We start from the raw sequence: 13,874 nt of genomic DNA, 5'->3' as shown, positions 1-13,874 counted from the left end.
AATGCGAAGCCCGGCGGAGTCAGGAACGACGTAGTCGGGTCAAACTGTCAAGTCATGGATCCTTCTAGTATTCGGACGGCACCGAGCAAGAACATCTAAGAACATTTTGACATTTGATCCCTTTCAGTGCTGCATTCTTTGTCGAACAACTGCATAGCAATACAGCGAATTATCCGAATTGGCAAAGAAATAGGATCCATCATCTGCCATGAAGGTGCCTCCGTGTCCCCACCTATCCTTGGAAGGGAATGTCTCCTGCCACACAACGTTTCCCGCATTGTCGAATATCCTTAATCGCCAGCTGATTACGCCGAAGTTTCTGTCCTCTATGAGGATATTCCTAAGAAGAACAAGATTTCCTTTTGCAGAAATCTCAGTATTCACCAAATAATCACCCTTCTCTTCCGCTGAAATCTCCCTGCGTATCTGACCTGCTGAGCACTCTATGAGCCTTAGCTTTCCATCGTCTAGAATCGCAAGAAAGTCTCCATCTGGTGAGAAATCCAATACAGAAGGAGCACGAAACGAAAACTCTCTAATTATCCGACCACGCTGGTCAAGGAGCCACTCAGTGTGTGGAAATCTTGGAGCCCCTGCCTTTCTTCCATCGAGAAAGATGTATCTACCATCGTCAGAAAGGTCAACAGACCAGGCTCCTATGCCTTCTAACTTCCCCTTCAAAAGAACCTTCCCTCCGACGGCAAAGACCCACAGATATCCTTTGTCCAAGTGTGCATAGATCGGTTTTTCACTGTTATCAGCGTAACGACTGGGTTTCGTTGCTTCTTGTTTGGGGAGATCGAAGAGAGTATCACCAGTAAGACTGTACAGTATAAGCCCTCTGTCACCGCCAACTGTTCTGTGAGAAACTGCAACCTCGCCATTTTCCAAAATCCTAATCGGTGCAAAGACGCGAACCTTTTTCCAGAGAAATTCACCTTGCACTGTCATCAAGATGAACTGTGTTATTGGGCCCCACTCACCGACATAACCTACTCGGCCAAGTTCCTCTTCCGTCATTCCCTTCGTTCCGCCCCCAAAACCGACATATTTACCTCCTGGCGAAAAGAGGAGATAGTGATGTCCTTGTTCCTTCACATCCATCACCTTTCCATCTTCAAAAAAGACAAGCCGATCATGTTTCGCCACTTGTTCCCTCAAGGTGTTGATCAGAAATCGTTTGGCAACCTCTGATGTGCTTTCTGATTCTATCTCTGCTTGGATTTCTGGGGGAGGAAAGGTTTTTCGGTCCGGGATGAATCTATCAGCGTGTACGCTCTTCCATACAAGTCTAACGTTGATTTTTTCCTGTTTCTTCTCGATATCTTCAGCATGGGCAAGCAGGGCAGCATGTGTCAGGCAGAGACCCAGTACACCTATTACAAGCACAGCTTTCTGTCCTTTAGGCATCGCGCCCTTTCTTTCCAGGCGTATCTATCATCTCACGTAATGCCCGCTAAGTTTGTCAAGTCAAATGTTGCTACAATCCGACCTCTCTTGCTTGTCAGCGCATAAGAACCATCTTTTTCGTGGATACCAAGTCTCCGGCTGTAAGTCTATAGAAGTAGACCCCGCCTGCAACCTGGCGTCCATCCCTATCCTTGCCCCTCCACTGAACTGTGTACTCTCCCGGATCCTGGCGCTCATCCACAAGAGTCCTTATAACTCTGCCCGTGAGGTCATATATGTTTAGACAGACAGGAATCGTCTTTCCAGCACCCGATAATTGGTAGCGAATAGCGGTGTTTTCGTGGAAAGGGTTTGGGCTTACAGCGGACTGCAACACAAAAGGCGGAGATGAAGGAGTGGCAGCAAGAAGCGCACGCTTTTTCTTCACAGCCTTGTGGGCATGTTTGTAGGCGTGTTTGAAGTGATTGATTGCTTTGTCATATTTGTACCACTCGATGCCGAGCTTTCGCATACTCTTGTCTACTTTGTTCAGCTCTGCATAGGCCTTGGTCATCTCCTTCTTTGCCTTCTTGATCTCCTTTTCCTTGGCCCCTGGACAGGCTTCCGCTTCCCTGATTGCTTTCCCGGCTAGGAGGGAGTCCGCCTCCACCATAAACAAAGCAATCTCACGGAGCTTGCTGATCACCCCTTCAAAATCAGGGATGTCGTATTTCTTTGCGGACCGGGACGCCTTTCTCACTTCCTTTGTGACCTTTTTCTCATGGACAAATACACGTGAGGGCTTGGTAATGTGCCAGTTGTCTGAGAAATAGGGAAGAGTCTTCTCTAACTCCCGAAAGGCATGTTCAATATGCTTGCGAATCTTAGGGTGAGCTACGGATTCAATAAGCTCAGCCAATTCATCCAACGCCTCCTCTTTCACACTCTTTGGTGGTCTCCACCCGTTTCTGTCCATAAAAGGATAGAAATCGAAATCTGCACCGGGATGGGGGATGTCGGTATCCCCTATCCCGTCCCCTGCAATAGAGTGTTTGCCGCTGCCGCTCCCATCATCTGATCCCTGATAATCCGACCAGAAGTTTCCCTCTAGCAGTACGGGATGATACCAGTCGTTCAAGGAAGGGAAATGGTCAAATACCTGGACCTCATTCTCAACGAAATTATTGTGATACACCATATTCGTTTCAACAACATCCAAAACAAGGCCAAATTGATTGTTGACAATTGTGTTCTCACTGATAATTTCGTCGCTGTTATGTCTATAGATCCATACGCCAATCTCGTAGTTAGATACGAAATTTCCACAAATGACGTTCGAAATTCCATGATCGAAATGGAAACCGTACCCGGAATTCTTATCTACTCCTACGACCCGGTTCTTCAGAACGAAGTTGCTGTCAGAAAAATGGCTGATGTGGAAACCATGTCTCACATTCCCTTCCAACAGGTTGCCCTTAATGGTGTTATGTTTTGATCTGCGAAGTATGACTCCGTCATAACTACTATTCGAAATTGTGTTGTTTAGTATCGTGTTGAAAGAGGATCGCATCAACGCAATACCTCCGTCATTCAAAGTAATTACGTTATCTATGATGAAGGAGCCGCCGGACTCATGGCGCAGAAAAACCCCGTGAGTATTGTTTGAAATGATGTTGTTTTGGATAACAGTGTTTTGATATGGGGTTTCTACTTCGATCCCGAGTGAGCTATTCAAGATCTCCATTTCCTCGATGACATTGTTGTCTCCAAAGACATAGACACCTACGCCCTTACTGCTCTGAACGCGAAATCCTCTAACCAAAGCGCTGTCTGTCTCTAGCTTCACTGCCCTCTGGGCTTCACCTCCAGCAACTGTGGTCACAGAACTCCCAGCACCCCAGAGTACTAAGGGCTTTGAAATGGTCACATCTTCATTGTAGATTCCCGGGGCAACCTTTACTGTATCTCCGCGAGCCGCGGCATCAAGGGCTTCCTGGATTGTGGGATAATCCAAGGGGACATTGAGAACCGATGCCGCGGCCTCAATGCCAAAAAGCAGGACTACGGAGGCAGCCAGCAGCGTGTTACTCTTTTGACTGAAACTCCGCCGGTGACTCTTCATCCGAGCAGTCATTCTCATTTGGGACCCCTTTACCCCTGCTTCAATGATAGAGCCTTCAGGTCGGTCTTTAGACTTCAAGGCCCCAGAAAAGAGTATATCTGTGAGTACGGCAATCTGTCAAGGGGTTTCAGAACCCTGGGCGGGGCTTGGGGACAGCCCCCCAACCCACTAGCTGACCCGTCGATATGTGCACAATTGTTAACATATCAACACATCAGAGCTGCGCTCAATCGCTCGCATGCTCATATGAGCATATGAGAACATGAACACATGAACAGATGACCAGATGTGGAAAAAGGATGTGGGTAAGGGGGGTTGGCGGTTTCGTGCGCGTCGATCTTCCCTTCGACAAGCTCCCTCCGACTTCGCGAAGGACTAATTCTCTCTAAACTTCGACTCCGTCTCAGCAAGAGAGACTAAGCAGGATCTCCGACGATTTTCAATTTTCGCCTTCGTAGGTTGGTTATTGGTTCTATTTTCGATCTTCGATTTTCGTGTTTTCTGGCCTTGGGATGGGATAGAATCACTCGTGGGAAGTGACGATTCTGTCGTCTTTGAGGAGAGAGGTGTCGCGTATCGTCCTCAGGGCTAATACTGTCAAACTGTCAAGCACCGAGGAGGAATCTTGAGAAATGCAAGAATGGCGACTCTGGTGATCGTTGCAACGGGACTAGCGCTCTTGGGCCTCGCAGAAGTCCGAGCGGCTCAGGGGGAGAAAAACCAGAAATCAACCGTAGAGCTGGTTTGGGACAAGGAGTTCCCAGAGGGAATAACCGATGTTGCATTTGATAAGGAAAGAGAAGGGCTATTTTGTCCGAGCGTCATAGTGACAGGGAATTGCGAGAACGCTAAGGCAATCCTGTACTTGGATAGTTCCGGGAAAGTAATCAAGGAGACGAAACTGAAGGAATGGACGCAGGTCAGGATTTCGCAAAATGGACAATACATTGGAATCATGCATCCAGAGAAATATGATGGGGAGTTTCATCACGGGCCTGTTGACGTAATGAACATGTCTGGGAAAGTGGTGAAGACGATTGGAGGGGTCTATGGTTCCTGGTGGTGGGTATCTCCTAGTGGCAACGAGATAATCGGGAAGGATGTTTGGGCTGATGACGATGTCTACTACTTCCGTGGCACTCCTGGAAAAACTGAAGCGAATTTGACAAAGCGCGAAGGCGATATTTCAATGCTTGCTGGCATACCAACAATCAAATGGACAGAGACACAGAGCAACTATTTGCAGATCGGCAATAAAACAGTAGATTTGCCGTGCAGAAAACATGGGCATCTGATCGCCGTTTCTCCAGACGGAAAATATGTAGCCATTCCCGAGGCAATTCCTGAAGGCAAGAGCTATATCTATCATCTGTTGCTTTATACGAAGGAGGGTACCTTTCTGGAGAAATTTGACTTGGAGAAAGAGGGCTCGGTGTTGTCTTCTTTCTCGCCCGATGGCAAATTCTTGACGGTCGCCGTGAGAAACTTGGTGTTCCTGATAGATGTCGGGAAAAAGAAGATACTCTGGAAATATGAATCTGATGACCCTTATCAGTTACTGAATTTGGGCACTACCCTTGACTTCCCTTCAGAAGCACCATTTTTTGTAGCAGGTGTCTTCTGGCATTACGAAAAACTGGGTTCAAAAGATGCTTCAGAAAGAATAATGATCTTTTCCGAAGATGGCAGTGTCATACTCGATTTTGCCATCGGTAAGGGTCTTAATCGAGGGGGAAGACGTGTTTTTAAAGTAAACAGCAAAGGCAATATGCTATGCTATGTGACTGGGAATGAAATCCGCGTATTCCAGCTAAGGAGGACACAATGAGAGTGAAAATCTTAATCGTATTAGTGTTCTTTCTTGGCGCAGGCAGTCTTTCCGCCTACCAATGGCCGGTAAGACCACAAGATGGACAACACGGTATCAATAGCACTCTGGGGGAGTACAGAGTCGGATATTTTCATGCAGGCGTGGACATAAATGAAGCTGCCGATTCGATCTACTGCCCCGACACCTCCATTGTGGACAGCACAGAGTTGAGGGATCGTTGGATCGGAAGGTTTAGATACTGGCATGTGAGTTTGCTGGATTTTCCCCACGATGATACTGTCCAACCGGGCGCCACCATTGGCTATATAACAGGTTCCCATCTTCATTTTCGAGAAAGCTCCTCACGGCTATCCCCACATGATGCCTTGAATCCTCTTGGCGATAGCGCACTGACACCTTAAGACTGTGGTAGGGTCAAGGAATGGCGCTTGGGACTTATGCTGGGCCTATCTGTTTCTCTCCGTTTCCTCCGAGAGTGCCTCAATATCCCATCCATATCCTATCTCCATTCCCTGCGACATCGAACGGTTAGGCATGGGGACAGCCCCCCAACCCAATTCGCTCACATTCTCACATTCTCATATGCTCATTTGAACATATGAGAACATGAACATATGAACAGGTGAGCAGATGTGGAAAAAAGAGATGGGTAAGGGGGGTTCGTGATTTTGTGTGTTTCGATCTTCCCTTCGACAAGCTCCCTCCGACTTCGCGAAGGACTAATTCTCTCTAAACTTCGACTCCGTCTCAGCAAGAGAGACTAAGCAGGATCTCCGACGATTTTCTATTTTCGATTTTCGTGTACATAGTATTGATTTGGCACAACTAATCTAAGATCTGTGACCTGAGATCGCAGATCTTGCACATGTGCGCACGTGTACACATGTGAACTTGTGCATATACGAACATGTGGCGATGACCGTGCCAGGGAGGTTGACTTATGGGGTTTGGTGGGATAGAATTACTCATAGGAAGTAACCAGAGTATCGTCTTTGAGGGCAAAATGTCAAAAAGTCAAGCACCGTCCCCAAAGCCATCCTGAAGAACTCCAGCGAGAAAAGGTGTTGGTTCCGGACTCCCTCAAGAGGAGAAATGGAAAGCCTGGCACCGAAGACTTGGATTCTCGCACATGCCAGGCTTCTTGTTTTTTGCTATCTTGCCAATACGAGCTTTCTTGTCTCGCTGTAGTCACCAACGCTCAGCTTCAAGAAGTATGAGCCGCTTGCAACCTTATTCCCATCTGAGTCTTGACCATCCCAGCTCAACGCATACAAGCCGACAGATTGGACTCCTGAGACCAGCCTGTTTACTACCCTCCCCGAGATATCATAGACTGTGAGGTCTACCTCTCCATCTTTTGCCAGATTGAAGCGAATTGAAGTCGAGGCGAAAAACGGGTTGGGCTCCGGTTCTAATAGAGCAGTAGACCTAGGGGCTTCCGGCAATTCACTGGAACTTGCGGGAACATGAAAGCGTTCGATCCAGATGCCTTCGCCGGTTGAGACTTCTACTTCAATCTCAAATGCACCTGACTCGCCGACCTCGGTGGAGAAGTTGAAGACAGCATCCCTTGCCTCTCCTGGGAGAAGGCTGTCGGCAACAGTGTCAACCTTGGCCTCGAACATTACCCAGTCTGGAGCCTCGCCAACAGTAGCTACTACGCCATACATATTGGTTGGTGCGGAGTTGCGAATAGTAACCCTCAATTCGCTATCCGTGGAGTATGGGGCGCTAGTTCCGCCATGCCCCACCCCTCCAAGACATAGCAAAAGCATGCACGTCAGAATTATTCTCGGAAACATTCCAACCCTCCTTGCGGTGGATTAACTTGGACTCAATTGGCTTGAGATAACATGACACCTGCACTTCCAAGCGGGTCATCGCGTGAAGCGTCAGCACTACGGTAATGACCTTGGCACATATTTCAAGTCTTCTGGCTTCTCAGTGTGCACTCCGAGCATTAGCAGCGTTTGATATGCTTGACAAACCACAGGTCTATACGTCCCCCCATGACCTTGTTCAAGGTGTTCGTCGTTCAGAGCCTCCTTCAGCGTAAATATCACAGCCTCTTCGCTTGTTCCGAGATGTCGTTTTCGGTAAAAACCGAGAATTTCGGCGGCTCTTGATCTGTGGGCCCAGTCTTTCCCACTTTTCAGAATATCTAGAAGAACAGGAATTGCCCTTTGATCTCGTTCAGATCCAAAAGCTCTAGCCGCATCCAATTTGAACCTAGGGTTGGAATGGCTAAGCAGTGGTTCGAGAATCTCAGGCGCTTGACGGGCTATGATAACGAGGTTAGCGGACAATAAATATGACAACTCATCGTAGCGGTTTCTGTATAGTGGCGTCAGACCATATGACCGAATCGCCTTCAGCAGAGTGTCGGGATCCTCGTGAAAATACACGTATTCTTGCAGTAGTTTTTTCATGTCTCCCTTGTCTTGTGATCCTGCCAAAATCATCAGCGATTCGTTCCTCAGTCCTGGATGAGATGAACGGAGATTCTCCGAAGCAATCCTGATAACCTGGGTGGTTCGGACGCCAGCGATCCGCAGGCCTCGTAGCACTGACGCCAACAGGCGCGGGGGCAGGCTCTCATCCTTCAACAAGTCTGATAGTGACTCAATCCCACTCTTGTCGCCTGACCTGGATAAAGCGCCTGCAGCATTTTCACGCACAGAAATACGGTCGTCACTATTAAGAAGATCTATCAGAATAGGAACCGCTCTTTGTGCAGATGGAAAGCCCTTGTAAAACGCCACTGCAATAAGGGTCACAGATTCACATCTTACCGTTGAATCCGGGCTCTCAAGCAATTTGATGATGGAATCAACATCGGCCTCCCTCAAGGCCAGATAATTGTGAGTATATTCTTCCATCAGCCCGTTGGATGCGAAAGCTGAGGTTAGGCATACGATGAGCCCCATTCCAAGAATCACACACTTCCTCATTCTTGACCTCCTTTGTGAGAGTATTCTAGAAATTGGGCACTGTTTGCTTACCAGGATTCGCCCAGTCCGAATAGTCCCAACGATGGAACATCCAGTTCTCATGTTCTCTATAGACGAGGTACTCCCAATCGTCCACGATGCTGGGATCATCCCCAGGGCATTGTGGACTAGGAGGAAGGCACCCACCACAACATGCACAGGGATGGCTACAGAAGAACCACGGGTCGAGGCCTTCCTGGAGCTCTATGCCAAATGGCACTCCATCATCGTCAGGGTCGAGATTGTCCCGCATTTGCTCGTATCTGATCCAAGTTCCCCACCAGAAGATGAATTGATTTTTGTGGAGATTTTCGTGTCTACAGATGTGCGCGAATTTGTCTATTCCTCGAATCCAATCAGTGGTTTCACAACAAGGGTCTGTTACGATGAGTGGGAAGTAGCCCTCATCGCGCTGGCTCTTTTGTGTTATCCAATACACGAATTCATCGCGCTGTGGATGATAATATCCGTTCGATTGAAGCTCCCAACCGTCATAGCGAGCACAGTACGACTCGTATGGAGGATCCAAAAACTCTGGTATCGTCTTCCACAAATGAAACCAGTTCAAAACCAACCCAGTGTACATAGGGTCTCTGGGATAGTCCTGCCAATACCACTGGTCGCCTTTGTCAAAAAAGACCATGAACGTGTTCTGCACTTCCTGCGAGCCTAGGCCACCTCCCTCAGGATCTTTGAACGTCAACATAGTTTGCATAGCGTGAGGCCCTAAGTCAAACTCTGTTGGCGGCGAGGAGTCCGTGTATACAACCAACGCCTCGTCCTTCCAATCATCAGCGGTCTTAGTGTCGTCGTATGTCGTAACACCCTCGATATCGATGTCATAGATAACTGTGGGATCGAAATCAGGCCTTTCGGGATAAGCGTCATAATGGAATTCAAGTGCGAATTCAAGAACATACTCTGGACCTGGCTTCCATATGACATCGCCCATGGGAAAATTTCTGTCTACGACAAACTCCCCATCGGGCTCAAAGTGGCCAATATATGGCGGATATTCATAAGCAAGGAGTTGGACCCCGTGTTCGATGTCAATTGTCTCTGCCTTGACCACCGTTGGGATTCCTAAGTTTTCCACCAGGACGACCACATCGTTGCAGTCAAGGTATCGTTCTGGCCAATCTTCGAAATACAGCATCCAAGGGTTGCTCCCGTCAATGATCGGATACCTGTCTTGGCCAGTTTGCTCATGATGTATTCGGAAATCGAGTAGTTCGTCAAGGGGATACGGACCAAGGTCCCATGTGTCTCCGACACAATATTTTGCATCGGGGCAGAACGTAATTTCCTCAGGGCTTGCCAGGAAGAACCGATTCACGCCGGCGCATTCTGTCGAGACAATGGTCACCTTCCCTCTGCCGCCAAGCCATTCTATGAGATTTGGTTCCTGGCGATGGTAGCATTGCCAGAGCATGGGGCAAGTCGAATCGGGTTCTGTCCCGATTACCATCTCCTTGCGTATGACATGCTTAGACTCTTCTGATGCCCCTACGGTAATACAACTCATCAGAAGAATGATACATAGAATTCTGCTCATTGTAAACCCTCCCATCCTGAGATTCTTGTGCGGTAAAGGTGGCTCGCCGTTTGAATGCCATAGCTCCTCCCCCTAACTCTCTAACAGCATTTTGCGAACCTGAACACGTTCTCCTCTGAGAAAAACACTGTTTTGTTGAAAAGTCCTTCCCGGAAGCACCATGTATTCTTCGCCAGTCCTCTGCCGGAGTCCGGCAGACAAGTAATCTAGAGCTCCAGAACGTGGCTATTGAGGGTGTCGAGAACGTTCAATACTCGTGCGCGCCTAGGTTCTCACGAAAGCTTAGGATAGAGCTGACTTCTCAGAATGCCCGTCTCAGACCGCCCTCAGCCCGTATCCACCCTAACTGCAATCATAGAGGTTTCTTCAGAACCTGTCAAGAAAAAAACCCGAATCTGGCCCGGGGATATACTTTACCATTGGACTTCGTTCCGCTCGGGTTCCCTGAGAGTCGGTGTGCTGGCATGTTATCATCCCGTAGATATGAATGAGATACCCTAGCTTGATGTAAGAGGTTTTTCGTTTGCCTTCGTGCAAGATCGGCGGATTGCTTTGAACTTGTCATAGGAGCCGGTCTTCAGTAATCTCCTGTAAGAAAAGAGAAGATCTTTGTGGGGCTTCTCCGCGGTGACGAGCTGTTGGAGCATGGCCCGCTCTATATATTGAATTGCCGTTTGATCCCCGATGAGTGCAAGCGCTCTCGCCGCATCCAGCGCAATGGGAGCATCCGGTCTGTTCGCTTCTATGACGTCGATGAGAAGAGGAACTGCTTGTCTCGCCCCCATCTGTCCCAGCGCGTGCATAGCAGCTTTTCGTTCTTTGTACGATCCTCTCCTTGACCTGGTTATCAAAGGGGCTGATGCCATCCTATCGCCGATTTTTCCCAGGGTCCTCCTGGCCTCAATCCTGACTGTAGTATGTTTGTCATCAAGCAGTTCGAGAAGATGTGAAACCGCTTTGCTCCCGCAGGTCTCCATTGCTGATACGGCCGCCCTTCTCACTTCAGAATCATTGTCACCTCTGACAACCATCAGCAACCTCCTCAAGGGCGGATCAATTGCTCCTTTCTTCGCAAGTGCCCACATCCCATCAACCGCACCCTTTCTTATCTCCGGCTCAGGCGCATTCAAAAATCTCAACAGATCAGACAGAACTTCTAACTCACCCCGCTTGCCAAGCTCAAAAACTGCCTCGGCTCTCGCGTGGAGCGGATAGGCATGGGGACAGCCCCCCAATCCAATTCGCTCACATCCTCATATGTTCATATGAGCACATGAGAACATGAACAGATGAGCAGATGTGGAAAAGAGGGATGGGCAAGGGGGTTTCGTGATTTCGTGCGTGTCGAATTTCGATTTTCGATCTTCGTCGTTTTTGCGTCCAGGTTGGCACAAATCTGGCACAGCGGTCCGGGAGGTCATCCGAGACTACTTGACACTCCCACCGTTCTCCTCTAGACTTCAGGTAGCCCATGTGAAAAGGAGGCCGAAATCTAAGATGAACCGTGTGATCTGAGAAGCTGGCGATAGCCAATTGTTGGCGTACAGCTAAAGGAGCGATGGAACCTATTCCCACAGTTTTCTTGAGATGGGGTCGGGGAGCCGAGTTTGGTCTCCGATGGACACAATTTGGGCACAGTCACCAAAGCCATGAGAACTTCAACCACGTACGCGGGTTGAGGCCAAATGATAGTGTGCGCACGCTCGGCTGCGCGGCGGCTTCGCCGAAAGTGTTGCAAATACCGAGGAATGTGCTATTATTCAAGTGGGCGGTTACGGGAGATTGCCCTCAAGATACGAAATGCAGTTCTGTCGGGAGGGAGTTATGAATGGCACGAGATTCCCCTTGGGTATGGCCATCTCGGCCGGGATAAGCCTTCTTGTTTTGATACTTGACGTCCCTCTTCTTATCGCTAAACCCAGCAAACCAATGCCGGCGCCCACAGTGGTTCCGCTTGCAGAGGAATCGGAGATTCAGGACACGATTCCTTGCGTAGACGGCGACAATCCCCCAACGACATCCTTTTCCTGGACCGGGCGCGGAGGTGTTGTGGTTGACGTAGTGGCGACGAAAGGAAAATCCGGGACCTTCACCGTCTCAGAAATTCCTTCTGGTGCCGGCATCCTTTGGGCGTACATGTATGAAGCATCGTGGGACCAAGTACACACCAATACAGCGTCTGCCACCTTTGACGGCAACCCGTTGCCTGCTGTCCTGCCATTTGACCACGATCCTGGCTGGGGATATGGTGGCAGCACCTTTTACGACCTCTGTGCCTATCGTTGGGACGTGACGCCCTTCTTAACAGGAAATGGCAACTACACATATTCTGTATCTGCATTAGGAAGGAGCTGCGGCGAGGCGCTCGTGGCTATCTACAGCCATCCCTCGGAGCCAAGGAGGCAGATAGTAATTAACGATGGTGCTGAGTCATTAGAAAATGCCAGCAGCAGCTCCAATTTCGCCGACATTGCAGGGGATTCAGCAACCCTCTTTCTCTTTACACAGGCCGGTAATTTATCTGGGACTGCGGAATTGATATCTTTCAATGGCAAGGTAATACTCGGCCCGGGAGACGTGTTCCACGGGAATAGGGGACCTGCGGCGAGTCTCTTTGAGCTTCCGGTGCAGTGCATCAGTGGGACAAACACTGTGACTTGTTCAACAGACGTGGATTGGTTCGGATGGCACATAGCGATTCTGGAGACCTACGGTGTGTCAGCCCTGGTCACTGGTGGAGGCTGGATCCCTGTAGTCCCATTGGGTTCTGCGGACAAGAGAACATTTGGCTTCAATGTGCATTCTGAGGCTGGGGTCACATGGGGTCAGCTCCAATTCAATGACCATGCGGCAAAGATGAAAGTCCACAGCGACACGATAGAAACCCTAGTCGTACATGGAGACACCGTGGCTGATTTCTCAGGGCTTTGTAGGGTCAATGGTATGTACGGATATGGGTTCGAATGTGAGGTTGAGGATCGCGGCGAGCCCGGCCACGGCAGGGACAGGTTCAGCATACATATCTACGACGCAGATGGAAATCCTTATTACTCGGCTGGAGACTTTCTGGGAGGGGGCAACATTCAGATCCATACGTCGGCAGAGGGAGTCTCCGCAATGGCCATGCCCGAGCCGAGGATGGCACGGGGTTTTGATGTGAAGCCTTCTGAAAGACAACGGGAACAAGGTTACACTAGTCCGATGACTAGCCTTGGCGATTCGATATGGGCTTTCTACTACACTGGAGACCAGGGGTTATACGGAGTAGAATTCGACGGGGATTATTTTTATGTGACCGGGGCGAATGCTTGGGGTGATTCGAACATGATATATGTCTTTGACAGGGATGGGAAATACGTAAGGGAATTTGCGCAGAAGAGTAAGAACTCAGAACTGGGTGACTGGGGATGGTGGGATCTCGCCTACAGGCCTGACCATGACTATTTCTTTGGAAGTGACGATTCGATGATAACTGCTTTCGACAAGTTTGGCAATGTGCTGTACAAATTTCGGGGGCCGCATGATGTTGGCCTGGGGCTTGCGTGGGATGGGCAATATGCATGGGTAAGCTTCCTGGATCTAGCAATCGTCAAGATTGACACGACAGGAGTTGTTGTCGCTTCCTATCCCAACTCATACCTGATCTTTGGTCTAGCATGGGATGATGCGTCGCCAGGGAATCCCTGGCTGTGGGTTTCCGTCCTGGGGGACACGAGACAGCCCAATCGTATATATCAGTTCGACCCTATCAAAGGCGAATACACCGGAGTCTGGTTTGAGGGGGTACGAGCAACTCCTGGAGGCCTGGCGTTCTCCAGCCAGTGGGATACAGCTCGCGCCGTTCTCTTTGAGTTGTGCCAGGCGATGCCTGATTTCGTCGTAGCCTACGACCTCGGGCCTATCCAAAGGACTCTGGACGCAACAGTGGACATAAAGCCTGAGGTCCTCAATCTGAAGAGCAAGGGGAGATGGGTAACCTGCTACATC

At 49.3% G+C, this 13,874-nt stretch carries 8 protein-coding genes; 3 read left to right on the top strand and 5 right to left on the bottom strand.

The window, feature by feature from the left end; translation table 11 throughout:
- Positions 1 to 123: 123 nt before the first annotated feature.
- Together E3J62_09440 and E3J62_09435 are read right to left on the bottom strand one after the other, a co-directional pair.
- Positions 124 to 1,410 (bottom strand): WD40 repeat domain-containing protein, encoded by a 1,287-nt coding sequence (locus E3J62_09440; protein TET44752.1) that lies wholly within the window; start codon positions 1,408 to 1,410, stop codon positions 124 to 126.
- A gap of 94 nt (positions 1,411 to 1,504) precedes the next feature.
- Positions 1,505 to 3,529, bottom strand: coding sequence for a T9SS type A sorting domain-containing protein (locus E3J62_09435; GenBank protein TET44751.1), 2,025 nt, complete (start codon positions 3,527 to 3,529; stop codon positions 1,505 to 1,507).
- A 607-nt stretch (positions 3,530 to 4,136) separates the two neighbouring features.
- On the opposite strand from E3J62_09435, the gene E3J62_09430 reads away from it, so the two are divergent.
- Both E3J62_09430 and E3J62_09425 read left to right on the top strand, forming a co-directional pair.
- Positions 4,137 to 5,339 carry a hypothetical protein gene (locus E3J62_09430; protein ID TET44750.1) on the top strand — a complete coding sequence of 401 codons (1,203 nt, stop codon included), beginning with the start codon at positions 4,137 to 4,139 and terminating at the stop codon, positions 5,337 to 5,339.
- Positions 5,336 to 5,743, top strand: coding sequence for a hypothetical protein (locus E3J62_09425; protein ID TET44749.1), 408 nt, complete (start codon positions 5,336 to 5,338; stop codon positions 5,741 to 5,743). The genes E3J62_09430 and E3J62_09425 overlap by 4 nt, the downstream gene beginning before the upstream one ends.
- Before the next feature lie 750 nt (positions 5,744 to 6,493).
- Here E3J62_09425 and E3J62_09420 read toward each other — a convergent pair.
- The 3 genes from E3J62_09420 to E3J62_09410 all read right to left on the bottom strand — a co-directional run bounded on the left by E3J62_09420 (position 6,494) and on the right by E3J62_09410 (position 11,128).
- Entirely contained in the window at positions 6,494 to 7,144 is a 651-nt protein-coding gene (locus tag E3J62_09420) for a T9SS type A sorting domain-containing protein (protein TET44748.1), read from the bottom strand.
- A gap of 96 nt (positions 7,145 to 7,240) precedes the next feature.
- Entirely contained in the window at positions 7,241 to 8,443 is a 1,203-nt protein-coding gene (locus tag E3J62_09415) for a HEAT repeat domain-containing protein (GenBank protein ID TET44747.1), read from the bottom strand.
- A 1,941-nt stretch (positions 8,444 to 10,384) separates the two neighbouring features.
- A complete protein-coding gene (locus E3J62_09410; GenBank protein ID TET44746.1) occupies positions 10,385 to 11,128 on the bottom strand; it encodes a HEAT repeat domain-containing protein in 744 nt (247 codons plus the stop codon).
- A 559-nt stretch (positions 11,129 to 11,687) separates the two neighbouring features.
- Here E3J62_09410 and E3J62_09405 point away from each other — a divergent pair.
- Positions 11,688 to 13,874 (top strand): DUF3344 domain-containing protein (locus tag E3J62_09405; GenBank protein TET44745.1); only part of this gene is annotated, 2,187 nt, incomplete at its 3' end.

Source organism: candidate division TA06 bacterium, from assembly GCA_004376575.1.
GTDB lineage: Bacteria > Hydrothermota > DG-26 > E44-bin18 > E44-bin18 > E44-bin18.
Note: the sequence above shows the minus strand (reverse complement) of the source record. Positions and strands in the feature narration are given on the sequence as shown.

Coding starts and splice junctions, on each gene's coding strand:
- E3J62_09440 (TET44752.1), bottom strand. CDS start 1,410: ATGCCTAAAGGACAGAAAGCTGTGCTTGTAATAGGTGTACTGGGTCTC.
- E3J62_09435 (TET44751.1), bottom strand. CDS start 3,529: ATGAGAATGACTGCTCGGATGAAGAGTCACCGGCGGAGTTTCAGTCAA.
- E3J62_09425 (TET44749.1), top strand. CDS start 5,336: ATGAGAGTGAAAATCTTAATCGTATTAGTGTTCTTTCTTGGCGCAGGC.
- E3J62_09420 (TET44748.1), bottom strand. CDS start 7,144: ATGTTTCCGAGAATAATTCTGACGTGCATGCTTTTGCTATGTCTTGGA.
- E3J62_09415 (TET44747.1), bottom strand. CDS start 8,443: ATGATCCCAGCATCGTGGACGATTGGGAGTACCTCGTCTATAGAGAAC.